This window comes from Anaerococcus urinomassiliensis (assembly GCF_900128425.1).
GTDB classification, from domain to species: Bacteria; Bacillota; Clostridia; order Tissierellales; family Peptoniphilaceae; genus Anaerococcus; species Anaerococcus urinomassiliensis.
Genome location: NZ_LT635782.1, coordinates 1,627,410 through 1,652,960, shown reverse-complemented (window position 1 = coordinate 1,652,960; position 25,551 = coordinate 1,627,410). Strand labels below are relative to the sequence as shown.

At 33.7% G+C, this 25,551-nt stretch carries 17 protein-coding genes; all 17 read left to right on the top strand.

Going from position 1 to position 25,551, the window contains the following annotated elements; genetic code table 11:
• Nucleotides 1-29 precede the first annotated feature (29 nt).
• The 17 genes from BQ7474_RS08775 to BQ7474_RS08695 all read left to right on the top strand — a co-directional run bounded on the left by BQ7474_RS08775 (nt 30) and on the right by BQ7474_RS08695 (nt 25,485).
• On the top strand, nt 30-3,527 hold the full coding sequence (locus tag BQ7474_RS08775; protein WP_073998477.1) for a glycoside hydrolase family 2 TIM barrel-domain containing protein: 3,498 nt from the start codon (nt 30-32) through the stop codon (nt 3,525-3,527).
• Between the two features lie 159 nt (nt 3,528-3,686).
• Nucleotides 3,687-5,168, top strand: a complete 1,482-nt coding sequence (locus BQ7474_RS08770; protein WP_073998476.1) for a PTS transporter subunit EIIC — start codon at nt 3,687-3,689, stop codon at nt 5,166-5,168.
• Nucleotides 5,137-6,309 carry an N-acetylglucosamine-6-phosphate deacetylase gene (nagA, locus tag BQ7474_RS08765; RefSeq protein ID WP_073998475.1) on the top strand — a complete coding sequence of 391 codons (1,173 nt, stop codon included), beginning with the start codon at nt 5,137-5,139 and terminating at the stop codon, nt 6,307-6,309. Before BQ7474_RS08770 ends, nagA begins: the two co-directional genes overlap by 32 nt.
• A 141-nt stretch (nt 6,310-6,450) precedes the next feature.
• On the top strand, nt 6,451-6,708 hold the full coding sequence (locus BQ7474_RS08760; protein ID WP_073998474.1) for an alpha/beta fold hydrolase: 258 nt from the start codon (nt 6,451-6,453) through the stop codon (nt 6,706-6,708).
• Nucleotides 6,701-7,333 (top strand): alpha/beta fold hydrolase, encoded by a 633-nt coding sequence (locus BQ7474_RS08755; protein WP_159429559.1) that lies wholly within the window; start codon nt 6,701-6,703, stop codon nt 7,331-7,333. The genes BQ7474_RS08760 and BQ7474_RS08755 overlap by 8 nt, the downstream gene beginning before the upstream one ends.
• The gene (locus BQ7474_RS08750) at nt 7,323-8,195 is read left to right on the top strand and encodes a LysR family transcriptional regulator (protein WP_073998472.1); all 873 of its coding nucleotides are present in this window, start codon (nt 7,323-7,325) and stop codon (nt 8,193-8,195) included. The genes BQ7474_RS08755 and BQ7474_RS08750 overlap by 11 nt, the downstream gene beginning before the upstream one ends.
• Nucleotides 8,196-8,387: 192 nt before the next feature.
• On the top strand, nt 8,388-9,581 hold the full coding sequence (locus BQ7474_RS08745; RefSeq protein ID WP_073998471.1) for an MFS transporter: 1,194 nt from the start codon (nt 8,388-8,390) through the stop codon (nt 9,579-9,581).
• Nucleotides 9,582-9,599: 18 nt separating this feature from the next.
• On the top strand, nt 9,600-10,934 hold the full coding sequence (locus tag BQ7474_RS08740) for an acetyl-CoA hydrolase/transferase family protein (protein WP_073998470.1): 1,335 nt from the start codon (nt 9,600-9,602) through the stop codon (nt 10,932-10,934).
• A gap of 185 nt (nt 10,935-11,119) precedes the next feature.
• Nucleotides 11,120-12,994 carry a BglG family transcription antiterminator gene (locus tag BQ7474_RS08735; RefSeq protein WP_073998469.1) on the top strand — a complete coding sequence of 625 codons (1,875 nt, stop codon included), beginning with the start codon at nt 11,120-11,122 and terminating at the stop codon, nt 12,992-12,994.
• Between the two features lie 2 nt (nt 12,995-12,996).
• Nucleotides 12,997-13,326, top strand: coding sequence for a PTS lactose/cellobiose transporter subunit IIA (locus tag BQ7474_RS08730; RefSeq protein ID WP_073998468.1), 330 nt, complete (start codon nt 12,997-12,999; stop codon nt 13,324-13,326).
• Nucleotides 13,326-13,640: a PTS cellobiose transporter subunit IIB gene (locus BQ7474_RS08725; protein WP_073998467.1), complete on the top strand. Its 315-nt coding sequence runs from the start codon at nt 13,326-13,328 to the stop codon at nt 13,638-13,640. The genes BQ7474_RS08730 and BQ7474_RS08725 overlap by 1 nt, the downstream gene beginning before the upstream one ends.
• A 12-nt stretch (nt 13,641-13,652) precedes the next feature.
• Nucleotides 13,653-15,020, top strand: a complete 1,368-nt coding sequence (locus BQ7474_RS08720; RefSeq protein ID WP_073998466.1) for a glycoside hydrolase family 1 protein — start codon at nt 13,653-13,655, stop codon at nt 15,018-15,020.
• Nucleotides 15,001-16,311, top strand: a complete 1,311-nt coding sequence (locus tag BQ7474_RS08715; RefSeq protein WP_073998465.1) for a PTS sugar transporter subunit IIC — start codon at nt 15,001-15,003, stop codon at nt 16,309-16,311. The genes BQ7474_RS08720 and BQ7474_RS08715 overlap by 20 nt, the downstream gene beginning before the upstream one ends.
• A 123-nt stretch (nt 16,312-16,434) precedes the next feature.
• Nucleotides 16,435-17,031: a histidine phosphatase family protein gene (locus tag BQ7474_RS08710; protein ID WP_073998464.1), complete on the top strand. Its 597-nt coding sequence runs from the start codon at nt 16,435-16,437 to the stop codon at nt 17,029-17,031.
• Nucleotides 17,032-17,033: 2 nt separating this feature from the next.
• Nucleotides 17,034-17,834: a carbohydrate deacetylase gene (locus BQ7474_RS08705; protein WP_073998463.1), complete on the top strand. Its 801-nt coding sequence runs from the start codon at nt 17,034-17,036 to the stop codon at nt 17,832-17,834.
• Between the two features lie 445 nt (nt 17,835-18,279).
• Entirely contained in the window at nt 18,280-21,312 is a 3,033-nt protein-coding gene (locus tag BQ7474_RS08700) for a GA module-containing protein (protein ID WP_073998462.1), read from the top strand.
• Between the two features lie 69 nt (nt 21,313-21,381).
• Nucleotides 21,382-25,485 (top strand): endo-beta-N-acetylglucosaminidase, encoded by a 4,104-nt coding sequence (locus BQ7474_RS08695; protein WP_073998461.1) that lies wholly within the window; start codon nt 21,382-21,384, stop codon nt 25,483-25,485.
• Nucleotides 25,486-25,551 lie beyond the last annotated feature (66 nt).

Below are 25,551 nucleotides of genomic sequence, written 5' to 3'. Positions count from 1 at the left end.
CCGAGATTTTATTTGTATAGGATACAAATATGTACATAGAAACAACACAATATATTAATAATAAAGGACTTATAAAATTTGATGATAATTGGAAGTTTTCCTTTGGACCAATAATTGGAGCGGAAAAACCAAACTTCGATCATTCAAATTGGCAAGACATAGACTTGCCCCATGATTTTTCTATTGATCAGCCCTACTCCAAGGCAGGAGAAGCACAGTCAGCCTACAAACTTGGAGGCATAGGCTGGTATAGGAAGTTTTTTAGGATAGATGATATCAAAAATACTTTCGTTTACTTCGATGGCATATATTCTGATGCCTATATTTATATAAATGGCAAATTTATAGGAGAACATCACTACGGATATTCCCCATTTATAATTGACATTAGCCCCTACCTATACGAAGATAGGGAAAACTTGCTAGCAATTAGAGTCGAGAGTCACATACCAAGCAGTCGTTGGTACTCAGGATCTGGCATATATAGATCTTTGTATCTACTAAATTATGATAATGTTTTTGTAGAACCATTTAGCTTTAAAGTCGATTACTCTGATTTAAGAAAAGATGATATTAATCTAACTTATCGCTACAAGCTAAGAAACACTACAGACAGAGAAATTAATATAAAGACAATGCTTAGGGTCAAGGATAAGGTAAGCAAAGATATTATTGGCCTTGATGAAAGGAATATATCCATCAATAAAAACGCAAGTCTTTGTATAAACGAGAGCATAGCTATAGAATATCCCAAATTATGGGATGTTGATAAGCCAAACTTGTATGAAATAGAGCTAGAAATTACTTCTTCTAATAAGTGCATATACGAAAAAACCATTGACTATGGATTCTCATACTTTGACAAGAATCCGGACCTAGGATTTTTCCTAAATGGCAAGGCGACAAAGCTTAAGGCAGTATGTATGCACCACGACCAGGGAGCATTGGGCGCTTGTGACTACAAAGAATCTATATATAGGCAGCTAAGCCTTCTAAAGAAAATGGGCGCCAATGCTATAAGGATTACCCACAATCCTGGCTCTAGGAATTTAATTGACTTGTGCAATAAGATGGGATTTTTGGTCATAGAGGAAATATTTGATGGTTGGGTATTGCCAAAGAACAACGACTACAATGATTATTCCCTATACTTTGATAAGAAAATATCCGATGATGCTTTGTATATGTCCCATGAAAATATGACATGGGCAGAGTACGACCTAAAGATGACTATACACAGAGACTACAATGACCCATCTATATTTATGTATTCGCTGGGAAATGAAATTTTGGGTGGCACCTCATGGATTGGAGCAAGTGATTATCCTCGTATAGGAGACTTTCTAATCAAAAGCTTAAGGGAAATAGATCAAAAAAGATTAATAACTATAGGTGATAATGTACTAAGAGATTGGGATAACCCTATTTTCGTTGATATAGAAGATAATATCACAGCCAACAATGGCTTGGTTGGCATCAATTATGGAGAAGATGAGAGGATTGATCAAATGCATGAGGACCATAAGGATTGGTGCTTGTGGGTATCTGAATCATCATCAGCCATCAATTCAAGATCAGTCTATGATATAACTGAAAATAACGAAACTAAGGGATTTGAGCTTACATCTTATGATGAGTCAAAGGTAGGCTGGGGATCCTTGTCAAGTGAAGCCTGGTACAGGGTTATCAGCCGTGACTTTGTCATAGGAGAGGCCATTTGGACAGGCTTTGACTACCTAGGCGAGCCAACTCCTTGGAATGGAATGATAAGGGGTGATATATTTGGCTGGCCTGCACCTAAATCGTCATATTTTGGCATTATAGATATAGCTGGTATCCCAAAAGACAGATATTATTTCTACATGTCCCAGTGGTCAAAGGAAGATGTCCTTCACATTCTTCCATCCTGGAACAAAGATCAAGTAAAAATAATGGATGGAAAAGTCAGGGTAGATATCTATTCCAATGCAAAAAGTGTTGAGTTATTCTTCAAAAATACAAAGGGAGAAGAAGAATCACTGGGTAGCAAGACTTTTGAAAAGCACACTACTAAGGCAGGTCGCTCCTACCAAACTGTAGTTGGAGAAAGAGGACATAAGTCGCTTTATATGACATGGTACCTTCCTTATGAAGATGGAACAATATTTGCCAAAGCCTACGATGAAAATGGCAAACTTATAGAAGATACCATAGGAAGATCTGTCGTATCTACGACCAAAAAACCTTATAAATTAAAGGTAGAATTGGATAATAAATCTAATGGCATGCAAGCTATAAACTACTTTATGATTTCTATCTTGGATAAGGATAACAATCTAATCACTAATAAAGATAAAGAAATCAAAGTTGAACTATCGGATGCCCACACTAGCCTTAGACTCGATAATGGATGTCCTTATGATATGACAAGCTTTATGGCAAATAAGAAAAAAGCCTATGGAGGTAAACTTCTTGCCATAACAAAATCAAATAATATAAATAAACTATCCATAAAAGTATCAGCAGATGGGCTTATTGGAGATGAGATAGAGATTGATATTCCAAAAACTACAACAAGTAAAACTTATAAGTATCAAAAATACTATAATATCAGTTCCAATGACGAATTAAATTTAGTTGATAAGATTTATAGCTATAAAGATAAAAAAGACCTGAAAGTTTCTTGGCAAGATAAATCTATCTGTGAGGGTGGATTAATCATAAACGGTAGCTTAGAAAATCAAGATATAATTACAGTTTATGTAAATTTCATAGACGATATAATTGATATATTAAATATAAACACAGCGATTCTCCCAAGTGAAATACCAAAGTTGCCAAAGCAAGTTCCATTAATTAGAAAAGATGGGAAGATTATCGCTAGTGGCTTAGAAGTTACTTGGGATGATATAAGAGAAGATGAGATAGAGAAAGAAGGCTACCTATCCAAGGCTTATTATTTGAAATTTAAAGATAAGACCTACCAAGGCAAGTCCAAAATTAGGATAAGAAAAGAAGATTATTATCCAGATACTTATATAGAAAATTTCACCATGGAAAAGGAAATAAATGATGATTTTATCTACTATGCCTACGACAACCAACAAACTATAGGTCAGATAGAATTCATAGGTGGAAACAAAGATTGCTATCAAATATATGTGTCAGAATATGGTACAGAAGATAAGTGGGAAAAAGTAAGGGATTATAGGATAGAAAAAAGAGATTCTTGGCTAGTCTACAAATTCGAACATTTACTGGCAACCTATGTCAAGATTGTCGGTGAAAATCTTAAAGATGAGCAAATAAAAATCTTATCCCTAAAATACATCTCTGAAATTAGTCCATCCTTAGAAATAGAGAAGATTATCATAAATGGCAAAGATTCTTTATATGCAGACGATATAAAATTCGATGGTCAAATAAAGTCCATAGATGTAGTATCCAAGGACAATATTTCCTTTAATTATATAAAGGAAAGTGGGAAATTGATTCTTGTTTCAGAAGATAATAAAAATATGAGAACCCTAACTATAGACAAGGAATAATTTCCAGTAAAGATGTATAGGAAAATATTAAAATTATTATTATGCAAAAAAGGGTATAAATAAAGATAAAGGAATTTTGCGAAAGTTGTTAACGTGTAGCCTTGGTAAAGTGATGCCTTTCACATAAAATCAAGGCACATAAAATATAAGGAGTGAGCTATGAACAAATCATTGAACAAATTTAGCGATAAGCTGCAGGTTTTTGGTAGATCAATGCTACTGGGTATTTCTGCCCTACCAGCAGCGGCTATCCTTAATAGGCTAGCTGATGGAGACTTGCTAAATATTCCATTTTTAAAAGAAGCGGCATGGACAATATTTGCAATATTGCCTCTAATATTTGCAGTTTCTGTAGCAGGAGGAATTACAAAAGATAAGCATATAGCAAGTGGTATAGGTGCTGTTATTGCTTTTAATATCTTGGTTAGAACACTAAGACCAGTGGGGGATACAGACCTTAACTCTTTTGGTAGAGCGGCTATTCCTACTATAGAAAGCAATATTTTTGTAGGTATAGTGGCAGGACTTATAGCAGGGATTTCCTACGAGAAATACAAGGACAAGACCTTGCCAAAGGGACTAGAGTTCTTCTCAGGTCGTAGGCTTGTTATTATAATGAGTTCGTTTTTTGCAATCATAACAGCTTTAATATTCTCATTCATATTCCCAGCTTTGGATAAGGCTATATTATCCCTTGGCCAAGCTATGGGCAATATGAAAGCAGGACCATTCTTATTTGCATTTTTGAATAGACTTTTGATACCAACTGGCCTACACCACATCATAAATATCTACATTCAAATGCAATTACCATCAAGTCTTGCAGAATTTGCAAGTGTAACAGGTGAAATCCCAAGATTTTTTGCAGGTGACCCTACAGCAGGTACTTTCGTAAGTGGAATGTTCCCAATGATGATGTTTGGACTTCCAGGGGCAGCTTTGGCTATGTATAAGGCTTCTTATCCAGAAAACAAGAACAGGGTTAAGGGCCTACTTTTAGGAGCAGGATTTACTGCATTTTTGACAGGTATTACAGAACCAGTTGAGTTCTCATTTATGTTTGTATCTCCACTGTTATTTGTAATGCATGCTTTTTATACTGGACTTGGAACAGTTATTATGAATATCATTGGTTCAAAAATGGTAGGTGTTGGAGGCTCGGGTATCATTGACTACATCTTGCAATTTAACAAAGGAACCAAGCCACTTTTAGTAATACCAGTTGGATTACTTATCTTTGCACTTTACTATTTCACATTTAAATTTGTCATTGAAAAAAGAAATATAAAGACACCAGGTAGGGAAGATAAGACCATACAAAATGTGAATACTGAAATAAAACTATCAGAAAAAGCAAGGCTAGTTCTAGAATATATAGGTGGAGCAGAAAATATTGTAGAATTTGAGAATTGTATTACAAGACTTAGATTAAAACTAAAAGATCCATCAAAGGTAAATGTAGAGAAACTAAAAGAAATTGGCATAATCGAAGTTATGAAGATGTCAAATAACAATGTTCACCTTGTAGTTGGCCTAGAAGTTGAACAATTGGCAAATGAAATTGCACCACTATTAAAGGAAGAAAAAATAGTACCGAAAGGAACAACAGATGCTAGCCAAATGTCAGACCTACAAGGTTAAGAAACTTTATACTGGCGAAGAAATCCTTGAGAATCAAGAAGTAACTGTAGAAAATGGAACAATTAAATCTATAAAAACTTTAGAAGATGTTGATAATGAAAACATCATGATTCCTGGCTTTATAGATATCCATAACCACGGTGGCTATGGAGTTGACTATCTTGAAGATGATAAAGAAAAATACGAAAGACTCCAAGTATTACAAGCCAGCGAAGGGATAACATCAATGGTGGCAACCCTTGGCCTAAGTAGCAAGGAAAAGACCTTTGCTGCCATAGAAAAACTTAAAGCATATATAGAAGATCAAAACGATAAGGGTGCCAAAATCCTTGGCATCCACCTTGAAGGTCCCTTTGTTAGCAAGGAAAAGGGAGGGGCAATGGATGAGAGTCTAGCCATAGACCCTGACCTTGATTTGATGGGAGAATTTATAGAAAAATCTGCAGATAATATTTCCATTGTCACCCTAGCCCCAGAGCTAGATGGGTCCATGGAATTGATAGAATATTTGCTTGATAAAAATATCATTCCATCAGCTGGTCATACCGACGCCAAGGAAGAAGATATGGTAGAAGCTTATAATCACGGCCTACGTCAAGTAACTCATCTATTCAATGCCATGAGAGGCTTTCACCATAGGGATATAGGAATTGTTGGAGAGGCTCTTACAAATGATTATATATATGCAGAAATGGTTGGATGCGATGGCTTATCAATCAATCCAAAAGCCCGGAAACTAGCCTTTGCTATGAAGGGTCCAGAAAAGATGGTCATAGCTACAGATGCATTGATTCTAAAAGGCTTGCCAAATGGTGAGTACGAGTGGATGGGCAAAAAGATTAGATTTGAAGATGGTTTTGCCTATACCAACTACCATGGGGAAAATAGACTACCTGGAAAACCAATGACTTTTCCAGGGTCGATAAAAAACATTATGGCATTTACTGGTGCGACTATGGAAGATATAGTGACCATGAGTGCTGTAAATCCAGCTAAAAGACTTGGTCTTGACCACAAGAAAGGCAAGATTAAAGTTGGCTTTGATGCAGATCTTAATATCATAAACAAAGATTTTGATATATTAGATACTATTATAGCTGGTAAGAGCAACTTAGAAGATTACGAAAAATATAGGTTTTAATAAATGGGGTTTGTCACAAAATCTGTGGCAGGCCCTTTTTTCTATAAAAATTATCATTAATTAGTCTCTTATAAGGGTATCAAGATAATAAGATGATTAAGTATTTTATTAATATAATACAGTAAAACATAGGAGGAAATTTTGTACGAGCTAAAAAAAGTATCAATAGCATCAGGTGAAACAATAGCCTATAGGAATTGTGGAAGTGGGGATAAAAAAATCTTGCTAATCCACGGCAACCAATGTTCATCTACTATTTACCACGAATTCATGCAAAAATATGAGGATAAGGCCAAATTTTATGCAGTAGATCTGGCTGGTTTTGGAGAGTCTACATACAATAATCCTCACAAAAAAAATGGGAGATTGGGCCAAAGATGTCAAAGAATTTATGGATGAATTAGAATTAGAAAATGCCATAATAGTGGGTCACTCTGCAGGAGGTGGGGTTGGACTAAAACTTGCTAGCAACTATCCAGACAAAGTAGCTGAACTTGTTCTCATAGCCTCTGTTGGTGTTAAAGGATTCTATTTGCCAATGGTAGATGAGAATTTTATCCCAATAGATGGAAAATTTGCCAGAACTTACGAAGAAGTAACAGGTCATCCATCAATGATTTTTGTAGAAAATCTCATCAAAAGCAAAGATAAGATTGCAACTAAACAAATGTGGGATGCTAGCATATATAGTATAAAAACGCCGAGCAAAGATATGTATGAAATATACATGGACGAATTTTTCAAAGAAAGATGTTTTACGGACATAAGCGTGGCTCTTTGCCAATTTAATATAACAAATGAAGGTGGAGATGGATCTATAGAAAAAATCACCTGTCCAACAACATGGATTCACGGCAAAAAAGACCAAGTTGTTCCATTTGTGATAGGCCAAAACTCTGCCATATATTTCCTAAACGACCTAGACTTCATAGCCATAGACGAAGCAGGCCACATGGCCTTTAATGACTGCCCAGAAGATTTTTACGGTCATATTGATAAGATTGTAGATAAGAATGTTAGATAAGCACTTAAGATATTTTATCGAGCTGGTAAAGCTAAAAAACTATACCAGAGCTAGTGAGACTTTATTTGTAAGCCAATCAACTGTAAGCAAGGCTGTGTCAAGTCTTGAAAAAGAGCTTGATGCAAAACTTGTAAGGATCGACAAGGGAGAATTTATTCTTACAAGAGAAGGGGAATTGCTTTATGAATTTGCCCTTGATGTTACAGAATATTATGACAAAAAAGAATATGAATTTTTACAAGAAGTTCAAAATTTAGGAGGAAAGCTATCACTTGGACTTCCTCCTACTGCTGGTTCTATATATTTTTTTGAAAAGATTTCTATATTTAAGAACAAATATTCAGATATAGATTTAGAGATTAAAAATGAAACTTCTAAGTATTTGCCAGAAATGTTACTAGATCATAAGCTGGACTTGGGAGTTGTCATAGAACCCTTTGATGATGATAGATTTGTCAAAAATATAGTCTATGAGTCAGAGGCTGTTCTTGTAGTCAGCCAAAGGCATCGATTTAGCCATTTGGAAGAGATTGAATTTTCCTTATTAAAAGATGAAAGATTTCTTCAGATATCAGAAGACTATCAATACTATCAGGTTTTCGAAGATTATTGTAAAAAAGCTAATTTTGAGCCTAATATTATATTCAAAAATTACGAATGGGATATGATTTTGGAGATGGTTGCTGCTAACGTAGGAGTTACCATCATGCCAAAGCCTCTAGTAACTAAATATTTTTCTTCAAGAGTAAAACTTATCAGACTAAAAAATCCGATATTTCCTTGGGCACTCACACTAATATATCTAAAAGAAGATTTTCTAACTAAAGAAATGCAAAAATTCATAAGTATATGCTCATCATAAAAACGATTCCGCTACGTTTAATACAAAGTTATATCTATAGAAAAAAACATATGTATGAATATAATTCATAGCTTATGAAATATTGATATGGCTAGCATATTGTATATTTTATGCTTTCTACTTATAATATAGGTAAATAGAAGTTAGCTAACTATATTTAGAAAAAACGTTATCAAAACTATGGAGGATTATATGAGTGAGGTTTCTATTAAAGATTCTAAAAGATCTTATGTAATTGAAACTATTTTATTCTTTACATATGCATTCTTTGCAGTCAATTGGATAGCAGGATCTACTTTGACACCTGATATAGCAAATTATTTTGGTGTCGATAGTGGAGCTAGTGCATCATTTGTTTCTAATGCCGTAACAATCGCTAAAATCATAGGCAACTTTTCAGCAGCAGCTATATTAAACAAACTTTATCCTAAAAAATCAATAGCTTTAGGCTCTTTCTTGATATTTGGAGGGTCGCTACTAGCAGTATTGGCGAAGAACTATCAAATGTTTTTGCTTGGTAGATTTATAATGGGATTTGGTGGAGCAGTATTTGTAATATATTTTTCACCAGTATTTATCCATTTTTTTTCATCGGAAAAAAGACCAACTGTCAATGCTTTAAATAGCGTAGCTTATAACTTTGGAGCAGTTCTTGCTTTGCTGATAGTTGCTCCAGTAATTGAGAAGTTTGGTACATGGCAAAGGTCAATGACATTTTTCCTAACAATTAGTGCAGTTTTGTTTGTGTTATGGTTGGTGTTTGGAGATGACTTTGATATTAATGAAAATAGTAAGGGAGAAAAGAAAAAAGTTTCTTTTTCTGAAGCTTTTAAAGATAAGATAACTCTGCTCTTGCCACTTTCTTACTCTGGTGTGTTAATTTTATACTTGTCACTATTACAACTGTTCCCACAAACTGAATCAGCGGCCATATCATCAGCAAAACTTAGTGCTCTTTCAGGTATAGGTGGCATTATAGGAACTTTGCTAGCTATATGGCTATCTAAAGTTTATAAAAAAAGAAAACCAGTTATCATTGTTTGTGGGCTTATAATGACCTTAAGTGCATTCTTTATGGTAAAGACTACAAGTCCAACACTTGCAATAATAGCTGCACTTCTTGTAGGTGTTTTTATGTTCTTGCCAATGACGTCTCTTATGATGATTCCACAAGAACTACCCAATATGACACCTGCAAGACTTACCACCATTATGGGAATTTTTTGGGCGTTGTCATATATAATTGAAACTATAGTATTCTATATTTTTGGAATACTTCAAGATAGAACTGGTTCCAATGAACTTTCAGTGTATATAGCAGTGATACTTTCACTAACTTTTGTAATAGGTGGATTCTTACTACCAGAAACAAGCAAAGATAAATAATTATTAAAGGAGATAGATATGACAGATAATAAAACAAATTATAATCAAAAGGTAAAGACAGCTGCTAAGGCTCTTGATTTAATCAAAGATGGTGACTATATTTTCTCAGCACAGGCAACAGCAGAACCAATTGAAATTATGTCCAATCTTCAACACTTAAAGGAGACTGGAGTTAAGGATTGTGTCTTGATAACTTGCTTACCCCTTAGAGATTATGACTATTTTCATGACCAAGAAATGAAGGGTATCCTTGACCACCACGCCTGGTTTATGTCAGCTGGTCTTAGAAAATCTTACCAAGAAAAACTAGTAAGTCCCGTTCCACAAAGATCTACTACAATACTTGGAAAAACTCTAAAGAGGATCAAAAAAGAAAACAGAAGACCGGTAGTTATTCTAACAGTATCTCCAATGGATGAACACGGATATTTCTCAACATCTGTCTCAAATGTCTACGAGATGGATCTGATTAACGAAGGTGCATTGACCCTTGTTGAAGTAAATCCAAATTTCCCAAGAACCTTTGGAGATAATCATGTTCACGTTTCTAGGGTTGATGCTATAGTTGAAGCAAATCATCCGATTCCAATTGCGAAAATAGCTCCTTATGGAGAAATAGATGCAAAAATTGGTAAATACATTGCAGAATATATAGAAGATGGATCAACAATCCAACTGGGTGTGGGCAATATACCAAATGCAGTAGCCCACGAGCTTAAAAGCAAGAAACATTTGGGTATCCACACAGAGATGTTTACAGAAACTATGATAGACCTTATAGAATGTGGGGCTGTGGACAACTCACAAAAGGGATTATTGAATGGATATTCTGTAGCGTCATTTACATTAGGTAGCCAAAGACTCTACGATTATATAGATAACAACCCAGCAGTTTTATTTAAATCATCTACATTTACTAATGACCCATACACTATTGGACTAAACAACAAGTTTGTATCTATAAACGCAGCTCTTGAAATAGACCTATATGGTCAAGCAGCCTCAGAGACTGTGAACGGATTACCATTTTCTGGTACAGGTGGTCAATCAGAGACTGTAAATGGAGCCCAAAGATCAAAGGGTGGCAAGTCCTTCTTGGCTATGCATTCAACATATACCAAAAGGGATGAAAATGGAAATGAAAAGACTTACTCAAAGATAGTACCACATCTAGCAATCAACCAAGCAGTTACAACATCTAGAAACGACACTAACTATGTAGTAACAGAATATGGAGTGGCTGATTTGACAGGGTTAACCATTGGTGAAAGGGCAAAGGCTCTAATTGCCATAGCTCATCCAGACTTTAGGGAAGAATTGACTAAAAAGGCAGAAGAACTACAAATTTGGTAAAAAATAAATAGACTAAGCGAGGATTAGCTTTATAAATAAAGCTATACATCCTCGTTTTTTATTTCGATTAAATTTGCTGTTATAATTAGTATTAAAAACTCCTCACACATAGATAAAACTAGCTAAGGAAATTTAGTGTGTAGAAGCGTTATCGTTTTCCTTATATAATATAGACAGGTGATGAAATGATTGAGACTAGACTAAAGCAAATATTTGATTTTTTGACAAAAGATTATGACTACCACACATCTGAAGAAATTGCTGATAAGCTTCAACTAAGCAGCAAGACCATACAAAAAGAGATTTCTATATTAAACACCCACATAAAAGATAGTGGAGCATTTATAGAATCATGTACAGGTTGTGGCTATAGATTTGAAATCAATGATGAAGAAAAATTTAAAAAATTCTTGAAAGACGACTGGTATAAGCACGCCTACTTTGTCCAAGACAGTGTGGATAAGGAGGCGAGAATTGAAAGCATTATACGTTTGTTTCTATTTTCAAACTCATATATCAAACAACAAGAAATAGCAGATACATTTTACATTAGTTTATCTCAAACCCAAAAAGATATTGCGCAAATTAAGGTCATTTTGAGCAAGTACAATCTAAGCCTAGAATCAAAACCCTACTATGGGATGAAAGTTGAAGGTGAAGAAAAAAACATTCGTCAAGCTATAAAAAATGAAGTTGGTATAGATCCAAGCATCTACGAAAATAATGAGATTTTCAACCAAATTCAAGAAATAATAGCAGATATAGACTATGGTCCATCATTTTATATGCCTTATGTTAACTTTAAAAATCTAGTAATCCATATCTATATTTCTATACTTAGGATAAGAGATAACAAGATTATCGAACACCCACAGGAACTTCAAAAAAAGATTGTATCCTACGAGGAATTCGAAATAGCTAATCTAATAGTAGATAACTTAAATTCTAAACTTGATATGGAGATCCCCTACCAAGAGCTAGTCTACATCGCCATGCAACTGGTAGCAAAAAACACTATCACAAAGCATGAGAAGCTATCGACAGAAGTATCAGCTCTTGCCCAAGAGATGATAGATACCATATATGAAGTGACCAAATACGACTTTAGGTCCAACATAGATCTCTATTTTTCCCTAAGTGCCCACTTAGGACCTCTACTAGAGAGAATAAAATATGGATTTGATATGAAAAATCCAATCCTTGATGATATCAAAGAAAATCAAGTGGCATTTTTCATAGCAACCATAGCATCAAATGTCATAACTGAAAACTATGATACAAAACTATCTGAAGATGAAATAGGCTATATTGCCCTTCATGTGATGACAGCCATGGGTAATAATTCAGACCTAAAAAAAGACATCCTAGTAGTATGTGGCAGTGGCAATTCTAGTGCTCAAATAATGAAAAGTCAGCTTAAGACAAAATTTTCAAATCAAATTAACAAACTTGAGCTAACCGATATATCAAAAATCGACGAATATCGATTGGACGATTATGACTTTATCGTTTCATCAATAAAGCTAGATGTTCAAACATCAACACCAATAGTATATGTAGATATACTATTTAAACAAAAAGATATCAAAAATATCGAAAGCGCAATGAAAGGAGGAGGATTAGAAGAGATAAGCAAAATCTTTAGAAATTCTGTTCTGCTAAGAGATGTTGACCTAAAAGATATGGACCAAGCCCTAGATTTACTAGCAGACATAGCTAGCCCAATAATTGGTCTAGAAAAAGAAGATATCATAGGTCAATACAAGCAAAGAGAAGACTTGGGATCAACTGCTCTAGTAACAGATGTTGCCTTGCCACACATACTCCAACAAGTAGATGCCGAGAGCTTTTCCATAATACTCATACCTAAAAACGAGGTAGACTGGAATAAAGATAAAGTTGGCCTCATATATTCCTTGTTCGTGGGCAAAGAAATAGGAGATATGTCCTTATACTACGATAAACTGGGAGACTTTTTGATCAATGACCAGGCTATATCAAAGGCTAAGAAAGCAGAAAATACAACAGAATTTATGAATATTTTTATCAAGGGGGAATAGCTATGAATAACCAAGAAATGTATGAGATAGCCTTTCAAATCATAGTTCATGCTGGGGAATCCAGGTCGCTGTCCACAGAAGCTATGGATGCAGCAGAAAAATATGATTTTGAAAAGTCTGAAGAATTGCTTGAAAAAGCAAACGAAGAATTTTTAGCTTGTCATCAAATCCAAACGGATATGCTAACAAGCGAAGCAAACGGCGAAAAAAACGAAATAAATGTTATATTTATCCACGCCCAAGACCACTTAACAATGGCAACTATGGCAATGGATAACGCCAAGAGATTAGTAACAATGTATAAGAAAATGAAAGAAAATGAGGGTAAATAATGCAAAAAGTTATGTTGATTTGTAATGCTGGTATGAGTAGTTCTTTGATGGCTAAAAAAGTTTCTGAATATATGAAAAATAACAATCAAGATATAGAGATTAACGCTACAACTGTTGCAAATGCATCAGAAGTATTTCAGAATACTGAATATGAAATGATTTTAGTTAGCCCTCAAGTGAGAATGCTATTTAATGAATATAGTATAAAAGCAGAAGAAAATGGAAAGAAAATAGCTCAATTACCGTTTGATGCATATTCACCAACGTCAACAGGTGTTAAAAAAATGGCTGATATAATATTAGAAACATTATAGTAAGGGTACGTTATGAATAAATTTTTATGGGGGAATTCAACCTCGTCAATGCAAACTGAAGGTGCGTATAATGAGGGAGGTAAAGGTCCATCTGTTTACGATATAAGAGAAGCTAGCAGAAATAAAAGTGATTGGAAAGTAGCTATTGATGAATATCATAGATATGAAGAAGATATCAAGCTCATGGCTGAAATGGGAATTAATTGCTATAGATTTCAAATTTCGTGGTCTAGAATCTTTCCAGAAGGAGAAGGGAAAATAAATGAGGAAGGTATAAAATTTTATGAAAATTTAATAGACAAGTTAATTGAATATAATATAGAACCAATGATTTGCCTTTATCACTTTGATATGCCTTTAACTTTATATGAAAAATATGATGGCTTTTCAAGTAGACATGTAAAAGATGAGTTTGTTAAATACGGTACATTAATGGTTGACAGATTTCACGAAAAAGTGAAATATTGGATTACTTTTAATGAACATAATCTTTATTCGATGGATATGGGATTTGTAATCGCAGGTAGTAAAAAGGATCATACCTTAGAAAATATATATAATATTCAAAATTATACATTACTTGCTCATGCAGAAATAGCAAACTATGTTCATGATAATTATAAAGATTTACAAATTGGCGGAATGCTCGCATATTCACCGTTTTATCCTGCATCTTCAAGACCAGATGATGTGCTGATAGCAAATCAATACGATAGATTTTTAAATAAACTTTTTATAGATATTTTTAGTGGCCGAAATTATCCTAAATTTTTCTTAAATTATATAAATAAAAATAATATAGCACTTGATTTAACTAAACAAGATTCTGAGGAGTTAGACAAGCTATATAGTGATTTCATGTCTTTTAGTTACTATCAATCACAAACTGTAAAGAGCAATGGTAGTGAATTTAATACTTTATCATTGAATCAAATTATTGATAATGAGTTTTTAGATAGAAGCGAATGGAATTGGGAAATAGATCCTATAGGGATAAGAATATCAATGGAGAATATATATGCTGACTCAAATATACCTGTTTTTATAATTGAAAATGGTATAGGGCTTAGAGAAGAGTTACCCGATGATGAATATATTAAGGATGAAGAGAGAATTAATTACCATGATAGTCATATAAATGAAATGAAAAAGGCTATGAAAAATGGTGTAGATTGTATTGGATATTTAGGTTGGGGGCTTATAGATATTCCTTCTTCATCAGGAGACGTAGAAAAAAGATATGGTGCGATCTATGTTAATAGAGATAACCATGATTTAAAAGATTTAAGAAGAATTAAGAAAAAAAGTTTCGAGTATTTTAAAAAAGTATATAGTCAAAATATTTTAGAGGAGATAAAATATGACAGAAACAAAAAATAAAAGCTTTCAAGATAAATTTACTGAAGCTGCAATGAAGTTTGGGGCAGAAGTGCATTTAAGATCACTTAGAGATGCATTTTCGATTATGATGCCTTTATTCATTCTGGCAGGTTTAGCAGTACTTATAAACTCAGTTATTTTTCCCAGAATCCTAAGCGAATCCAGTCTTCAAACAGCTGGTTATTGGGCTAGTTCAATTGCTAATGCAACTTTAAATGTATCGGGATTTATACTTTGTGGTATAATTGGCTTTACATTATCAAGAAATAAAAGCTATTCAAGCCCATACACATGTGTAATGGTTGCATTAGCTTCATTAATAGTTATGATGCCACAAACATTAAAAATATCAGGCATTGATGGATCTGAAGTGAGTGCTACAGGTTTTTTATCATTTGGTAATCTTGGCACTACTTCTATGTTTGCAGGTATTATAGTAGGGTTATTATCTACTGAATTATACTTAAAGTTGGCTAAAATTGAAAAGTTGAAAATAAATTTAGGTGGAGATGTTCCACCTCAAGTTAACACATCATTTAATAATATGATTCCTGTTATGCTAACTATAATTATTTTTTCATTAGTTTCATTTGTACTATATGTAGTATTTAATAATGATTTAATAACATTGATTACAACATTAATTCAAGAACCGCTTAGAAAGGTTAATACATCATTACTTGGCACGGTTATAATATATAGTTTTGGCAACTTATTATTTACTTTTGGCATACACCAAACCGTAGTAAATGGTACTATTCTTGAACCTTTATTGTTAGTTAATATGAATGAAAATATGGCTGCTGCTGCAGCTGGAAAAGAAATACCATATATAATTAACTCTACATTTGTTCCTACATTTGGAATGCTCGGTGGTACCGGATCAACTATATGTCTACTAATAGCTCTATTTTTATTCTATAGGAATAATCAACAATATAAAGAGCTTAGCAAGCTGGCTATAGCACCGGGAATATTTAACATAAATGAACCGGTTATATTTGGATTTCCTATAGTATTCAATTTACCTATGATAATACCTTTTGTATTAACGCCAGCTATAGGATTAGTTTTAGCATACTTTGCTACAGCGGTTGGATTCATGAATAAATGTACTGTTCTAGTTCCGTGGACAACACCTCCATTATTAAATGGATTTTTAGCTACTGGCGGAGATTTTAGAGCTGTAATTGTACAATTAATCACTATTGTAATAGGTGTAGTTCTTTATTTGCCGTTCATAAAAATAAGTGAGCGTGTTTCTAAAAAACAAGCTCAAGTAGCAAAATAGATAATAATATAATGGTTAAAAGTGATACATAAGAATATAATTAAATATTCTTAAATATCACTTTTTTTATAATAAAAGTTTCAATAAAGCTATGCTAACACACATTTTAGGGAGTTATTATAAATGAGAAAGTTATATCTTGTCCGTCATGGACAAACATTATTTAACTTAAGAGGAAAAACCCAAGGATGGTGTGATTCTCCTTTGACAGAGCTAGGAATTGAGCAAGCAAAGATTACTAGAAAGTTTTTTGAAGATAATAATATAAAAATTGATGAAGTTTATTCATCGACATCTGAAAGAGCTATTGATACTGCAAGCATTATATCAGACTTACCAATAAAAACTTTGAAGGGCCTTAAAGAATGGAATTTTGGTAAAATGGAAGGTGAGCCTGAGGACTTACAAAATGTACCGCGTCACGAGGGACAAATGACCCATGAGAATTTCTTTGTACCTTTCGGTGGAGAATCAGATGCAGAGCTACTTGAACGATTCTCTAATACAATCCAAGAAATTGTAGAAAATTCTGCTACCAATAACATCTTATGTGTATCCCATGGTGGGGCCTTATGGGTATATTACTTATCCAAGGTAGCAGAAAAAAACACAGACGATGCCCAGTATTTTGGTAACTGTTGCATACTAGAATTCGACATTAGTGATGATAATGAAATCAAGTATGTAGATATTCACAATCCGGCCAAGGGCAAAGATTAGTTATGGCAAAATTAATTATAAATGCTGATGATTTTGGTTTATGTAAAGGAGTAAATCTTGGAATCATTGAAGGTTTTACAGAAGGTGCATTGACTTCTACAAGCATGATGGCTAATATGATTGGATTTGATAATGCAATTATACTTGCTAAAGAAAATCCTAAATTACCAATAGGAGCTCATCTTACATTAACTACTGGATATCCCGTATCAAGCAATATTAAAAGCTTAGTTAATGATAATGGACAATTTAAAAAAGTAGATTCATATATGGATTATGAAACAATAAGTAAGATTAATCTAGAAGAGGTAGAGAAGGAGTGGATTTCTCAAATAGAAAAACTTATAGAACATGGTATAGATCCATCTCATCTGGATACCCACCACTATGTACAAAATATACCTGGAATTAAGGAAGTGTTTTTTAACTTGGCAAGAAAATATAATCTTCCAATGAGATATACTTTAAACGCTGATGAAGATATAAAATCTCCAGATAAAATAGTAGAATATTTTGATAAAATTTCAAATGCTAAGGGTTTTTGGAAAGAAATGGAACTTGACAGCTTAATTAAAGATTGTAAAAATTATAATGTAGTAGAAACAGCGTGTCATCCAGGATACGTAGATCATTATTTACTCAGAAATTCATCTTTTAATACAATAAGAGCTCTGACCCTTTTTGAATTAAAAGATGAAAAATTTTTAAAAACTATTAGAAAAAATAATATTGCGCTTATTTCGTATAAGGATCTTAAAAAAACTGAGCGGATTATTCTTTGTATATATTATGACAAAGAATAATCCGATTTTTTATTTTAATTTTTCTGGGGCATATTTGGTTTCATATGTTATTGATGATTATATTAAGAGATGGTTGTTAATCTCTTTTGAAGAAATCATAGTTTTATGTAATCATTTTCATTAATTAGATATTGTCCTTGTATGATTATGAAAATAAAATCTTTTTAAAGATTGTTAAAAATGTTTTATTTATATTTCATCTTAAAAAAATAAGGATATTTACAAAGACAAGCAAAATCATAATTAAATTATATGAATAGTAAATTAATAAGTTCAAAGATTATTAACATATTATTTATATTAATTAAAATAAAAATAAATCTGAAAATTTTTGGGAAAATCAACATTGGCAAATTTAGTTAAAAATATAACTAAAATTGTTTGCTTTAGAAATGTACTTGTTTTATAATTTATTTATGATAACGTTTATTGTTTGGAGGTAAATATGGTTAATAAAAACAAGAAAATCATAGCTGGTGCGATTATTCTAGCTATGTCTATTTCTGCTATTACTCAAACTTCATATGCTGCGAGTGAGGATGAAATAGGAGTTAATAGTGATGTTGCTATTGATGAGAATCAAGGTAAAGATAAGGTTTCGCATAATGATTTAAAAGAAGATGAGTTAGGTGTAGAAGAAAGTGATGCTGATAGCAATAAAGATATTGAGTCTGGGGATGGGGCCGAAATTGATCCTTCAACAAACGAAGATGAATTAAAAATTATTAAAGAATCTCTAAAAAGTGATATAAACCTAAGTGATTTATCGGATGATTTGAAAAAAGATTATAGCGATCAAATTGATCAAGCTCAAAATGAAGAAGACTTAGAGGAAATAGAAGATCAATTTTTTGCTGACCTATTTGAGAGAGAGGATGAAAGCTCTGATGAAGAGGCAGATTTAACTGAATCAAGCGATAAAAATAATGATAAGTCTTCTGACGATAAAGAATTAGAAATTTCAGATTTAGGAAAAGATTCTGACCAAGTAAGTAGTGAAGAGGGAAAATCCAATCTAGAATCTAAAAAAGAAGAGTTAAGAAATAAGCTTGTTGATGCTATGGCATCTGGAACATTAGACCCTATGAAACTAAGCGAATTTACTGAAAAAGTTGCCTCTGCTGAAAGCGACGAAGCTATCAAAGCTATAAAAGCTGAAATATATCTAGCCTTGGGCGAAGAGTTGCCAGAAGAAGATAATGATACGGAACCTGTAGAAGACGATTTGGCTGAAGAAAGACAATTGGCAAAAACTCAGATAAATGAAGTAGCTACCGTGAAAAATATGCCTGAAGATCTTGTTAAGGAGTATTATGCAAGGATAGATGCTGCCAAGGATATGGATGAAATGTTAGACATTGTCATGGAAGCCAATGTGTGGGAAGAGCTAGACGATCCAGAAGAGGACCCACTAAAAGAGGAAAGAGAAACCTACCAAAACAATATAGACAAATTAGAATATATTGATGAAGAAAGAAAAGCATATTATAAGTCTAAAATTGACGATGCTTCTGGTAGCCAAGAATTTAGAAAAATCTTGGATGAAGCTCAAAACGAAAACAATGAAAACGCTCCAGTAGAAGAATTTGACTTTAAAGGAATATATAAGGATCTAATTGATGGATTAGAAAATCTTAGTGAAGACCAAAAACAAGGATTCAAAGATCAAATAGATGCTGTAGATGAAGATGCTGATGGTGCAGAAGACGCTATACAAGAAATTTGGAATGAAGCTCAAACTCAAAATGAGGGTCAAGAACCTATAGAAGATCAAGAAGAATTAAAAGAGCTAAGAGAGCTTGCAAAATCTGTAGTAGATGGGCTAGAAAATTTATCTGAAGAGGAAAAACAAGATTTCAAAAATCAATTAGATGAAGAAAAATCATATGGTGGTCTTAATGGAGTACTTGATAAAGCAAAAGATAAAGATATTCAAAATGAAGAGTCAAACAAATGGTTAGAAAGCTTAAGAGAAGGTTATATAGCTAAACTTCCTAGCTATAAAAACTTGACAGAAGATCAAAGATCTGCTTACGAAAAACAATTCAAAGAAGCAAAAGATCAAGAAGCTATGAGATTGATTGATTATGATGCTCAAACAACAAATCAAGACCAAGAACCTGTAGATGAAAATTTAGACGAAAAAATTTTGGAAGAATATAAAGCTCTTGCTGTGGAAGAAATAGAAGCTTTGGAAAACTTAACTGATGAAAAAGTAAAAGAGGAGTTCCTTAACCAAGTCAAGGCAGTGAAATTAGATGATGACGAAGATGCGTTTAATATAGCTTCAGAAAAAATAAATGCTATAAGAGCAGAAGCTGCAGCATGGAAGGCTGAAGATGATAGCCTAGAAAAAGTAAAAGAAGCAGCGAAAAATGAAATCAATGCCCTAGAAAAATTAACGTCAGAAGAAAAGAACAATTACCTAGCTGAAGTTGATAAAGCAAATGACAAAGACTCAATTGATAAAGCAGTCGAATCAGCAAAAGCATTAAATGAAAGAAAATCAGACTTAGAAAAAGCAAAAGTGGTAGCAAAAGATGAAATAGATAATCTTGCTAACTTAAGCGATGGACAAAAAGAGGATTATGTAGATCAGCTTGATAAGGCTAATAGTAAAGAAGTAATTGATGAAACAGTAGCTTCCGCTAAAGCAAAGGATGCAGAAAATCTAAAAGCAGCTAAAGAAGCCGCTAAGTCAACAATAGATAAACTAGAAAAAATAAATGAAGATAAAAAACAATCTTACAAAGATGAAATCAATAGACCTACTACAGATACTATTGCAAAGGTAAATGAAATAGTAAGTAGGGCTAAAAACGATAGTAGTGAAAAGTTGCCAGAAGAAGATTTACTAAAAGCTAATAAAGATGAGTACAAGAAGATGATTGATAATCTACCTTCATTAACAGCTAAAGAGAAAAAATCGTTCAAAGAGCAAATTGATAAGGCAAACTCACTAGATCAAATCAAATCCACCTATGATAAAGCGTTAGAAATAGTAGTTTCTAGAAAAAATAATGATGGTGACATCGAATACCTAAGAAAATATATTATTGACCGTATAAATGAACTAGAAAATCTGAATGATTTCTCTAAAGAATATTTCATTGCGAAAGTAAAAGATGCTAATACATTTGAAAGTTTATTTGACTTCTACCTACAAGCCATAAAGATGGATATGCAAGCTAATGGCATGATTTATGTTCCAATAGGGTTTGAATTTATAGAATCTGGCTACTATTATAGGTCAGATTTATACAATATCCGCCAAGAATTATTAGAAGCTTATAGAGATAATAGAATAACTGCAGCAGCAGCAAAAATTTTAATGGAAAATTATCCGAATACAGTTAAGAATGTAAGAGAAAAACTAGAAAAACTTATCGTAGAATCAGAAGAACTTCAAAAACAAGCAGAAGCAATGCTAATAGAATACGATAAGATTCTTAACTTAGATTATAAGGCTGAAATTTGAGTCAAAGTGAATCAAGCTCAATGCTTCGCTTGAATTTTAAGCTTATAGTCGTAATTTTTAGGAGAAAATATGAAAAATAAATTATTAAAGGGGGCGCTTGCTATTTCTATGGCAGTGGCTTTTGCCAGCAATGCTTATGCATCTGACTTGCCAAGAACTAGTCTAGTTAAACAAAAAGTGGATATTGATTGGATAGGCAACGAAGAATGGATGCCGGAAGATAGTATAGAAAATGAAATCAACAAATCAAGTGTAGATAAGGTTGACCGCAGTCAAGGTTCTATTATAAATCCACTTGCAAGTGAAGATGCCAAAATCCAAGTTCTATCATTGATGAACAAGAAAGGTGAGGGAACAACAACTGTTGGTGGACCTGAGTTTAAGGCCTACACATTTGATTTCTGGCAATATGTTGACTCTATGATTTTCTGGGATGGGCCAATTCCTACCCCAGATGTCATAGATGCTGCACACAGAAACGGTGTTGCCATTTATGGTACTCTTTTCTTTAACTGGTCAACTTCTACAGAGGATAATGAAAGATTTAAGAATTTTATTACAGAAGATTCACCAGGATCAAACACCTTCCCATCAGCTAGGACTTTGGCAAAGGCTGCTAAGTATTATGGTTTTGATGGATATTTCATAAACCAAGAAACAGCTGGTTCAGAGACTTATGGTAAGGCAGAAAAAATGATAGCTCTAATGCATTATATGAAAGATTATGCAAAAAATGAGCTGGACTACGATATTAGACTCTCTTGGTATGATGCCATGGCAAACTCTGGCGGACGTAACCACGTCAATGGAGTATCTAGAGCTAACCACCTATATGTAGAGCCTAGAAGTGATGGCCAAGTCCCTGCGGATGAATTCTTTATGAATTTTAATTGGTCAAATTCTTCTTTAAATACAACCCAAGAGGTTATGAATGAAATTGGCAGAAGTCCTTTTGATTCTTATGCCGGTTTTGAGCTGCAAGCAGGTTCATACAATACAAACATAAGAAGAAATGAGCTAGTTGGTAGTGACAATAAACTTAGGACATCTATAGGACTATTCACTCCAGACTCTATTCAGGGCTTATCTATAGACGGAGAAGATTATCACGAACAAGAAAGAAAATTCTGGACAGGTTTTGGTGGGGACCCTACTACTTCCGATGATTCAAACAGATGGTCAGGTATGGCTAGGTTTGTCAGAGATAGCACACCAATAACAAGCTTGCCTTTTAATACATTCTTCAATACTGGCCATGGTAAAGGATACTTTATAGACGGAAGTCTTTCTAAAACAGATACCTGGAATCAAAGATCTGTTCAAGAGATTCTGCCAACATGGAGATGGTGGGTTCGTTCATCTACCGATAGTAAAATAGCACCAAGATTTGACTTTGACGATGCTTATAATGGTCCAAACTCCATAGCTTTCGAGGGAGATTTAGAAAGTGGTTCTACTAACGATGTCATGCTATATTCAACAGATGTGAATCTAACAAACGCTAGCAAACTAGTAGTCAGTCATAAGGGCGGAGCAAATTCTACTGTAAGAATTGGACTTTCTAATGATGTAAATTATTCTCCAGAGTCATTTACCTACTTTGATTTGGGTACAGATAGCGAAGGATGGCTAACAGAGACATTTGATATAAGCACTTTGGCAGGAGAAAATATTAGCGCAATCAAACTCCAATTTGTCAATGACGAAACTTCAAATGATTATAAATTCAACCTTGGTCAGATAGCGATTATTGACGATGAAAGCGAAATTCAAGCTCCATCTAATGTAGAAGTATTGGATAAAATAGTCCATACAGCAACAAATGCTGAAGCAATCATCAAATTTGATAGGGTCGATGATGCTGCTTATTACGAAGTCTTCCAAAATGTCGGAGGAAAAGAAGTACACCTCACAAGCTCATCTTCTAATTATATCTACCTTGATAGACTAAGAAGAGCTGAAGGAAACGAAGGACATACACAAGAAATTTATGTACGTGCTGTTGGTAAAAACGGTACAAGATCAGCAAAAACACCAGCGAGCATAGATTATGAGATGGACATTAGCGACACAGATACTATAGCCCAAGAAGCTGAAAATGTTGTAATAGGTGCAAGTGTCATTGGAGTTAATGCAGAAAATTCTGGCGAACTAGGCCGAAATGCCCTAAGTGGAACTATTTCAGGAAACTCTGATAAGTGGTGTAACAGTTACTCTTATGATTCTTGGCTAGAAATCGAACTAACAGAGCCACGCACCATAAGAAGATGGGTTATGGATCACGCTGGTGCAGGTGGTGAAGACCCATACGATCCATCTACAGGCAAGGGCGGATCTATGAATACCAAAGACTTCAAGATTTCTTATAAGGTAAATCCGGACGATCCTTGGACAGAACTAAAAGCTATTACAAATAACAAACTCAATGTCACAGATGTTAGTTTTGATAATGATGTAGAAGCAAAATACTACAGGCTAGATATTAGTCAAGCTCACAATGGTACCCCATGGGGAGCTACAAGAATTTACAATTGGAAGATGTATGAAACTAAGGAAGACAAAGCATCATCTCCAATACCAATGCCATATGTTAAAGCTACAAATACAAGAAATGATTTATATGACATCACATTTGCGGAAATTCCAGCAAACACTAAAGTGAAATTATTTGCGGATAGGGATTTGACAAAAGAGTTGGCTAGCTTTGATTCAAAGGAAAAAGCAGCCCATACCTTTAATGATATCAAACTATCTGGCGAAAAAGGCATAGTTTACTATCAAAGTCAACAAGGAGGCAAAGATCCTTCTCCAGTAATGGCAATTGTCTATAAGGCTAGTGAAAGTGCGATGGAATCCATTGCGATTAAAAAAGCTCCAAACACCATATATGCAAAAGGTGAAGATCTTGACTTATCAGAAGGCATACTTGAAGTTTCATTTTCTAATGGGTCCAAGGATGAGATATCCTTAGCAAATGAAAATGTAATAGTAGAAGGCTATGACCCAGATGCTATTGGTAAGCAAGTACTAAGAATAAAATATCTTGGCAAAGAAACTAGCTTAGAAATAGAAGTAAAAACTTTAGAGGAGCTTTCTTCCACTATAAAATCTATTGAATTGCCAAATGATTTCAAGACAACTTATGAAATTGGTGAAAGTCTTGATATGGATGCAAAAATAAAAGTCAATTTCTATAGAGGAAATCCTTTAGAACTTGCCTTATCAGACGAAGACGTATCAGTAGAAGGTTTTGATAGTTCAAAAGAGCTGAGTGGAGAGCTTGTAATAACATACAAGGATAAAAGTATAAAAACAAAATACTCAGTTGTAAAACCTGTTATTAACTATCAAAGATTGGAACAAAAAATTGCAGAAATTGAAGGCATTTTGCAAACAGATGAATATAAAAATGCAAGTCCATCTAGCAAAGCTAATCTAGATAAAATATTTGATGGCGCTAAAAAACTCGTAAACAATGCCAATAGCCAAGATCAAGTAGACCAGATGGTTACAAAACTTGACCAAGGTGTAAAATCCCTAGTTGCAAAAGCAAATAAGGGAAAATTAGAAAAATTAATCAAGCAGGCAGAAGAAAGATTGAAAGGAAACTACACCCAAAAAAGTCTAGAAGATCTAAAAACAAAGCTTGATCAGGCACAAAAAATATATGAGGATGAAGATGCCAACCAAGCAGAAGTAAATAAAATAAGTACGGACTTAGCAAGAGCTATGTTTAGCTTAAAAAGAGAAAAAGCTTTTGACAAGAAAGAACTTGGTAAACAAGTTAAACAAGCCCAAGACAAACTAGAAGACATCAAGGCTGGTAACTATAGCAAAGAATCTATCAAGGCTTATGAAGATGCCCTAAAAGCAGCCGAAGAAGCTCTAAAAAAAGATGTGAATAAGGAAACTTACAATAAGGCTATGGACGATTTAAAAGAAGCTAGTCTAAAACTTGAAGTAAGAGGTAAAGCAGATAAAGCAAAACTTAAAAGCCTAGTTAGTAAGGCTGATAGATTTGACTTGAGCAAATTCAAGGACAAAGACAAAATAAATACCTTTAAAAATGATCTAAACAAGGCTAAAGAAGTTTTAAGTGCTAAAAATGCAAGTCAAAAAGATGTCGACCAAGCTTATAACAAACTATTAAGGTCAATGTTTGCTTTAAGATAAAAATAGAGGGTTATCTCAAGATAGATAATCCTTTATAAACCATTAGATTATCCTCCCAGGAAGGTC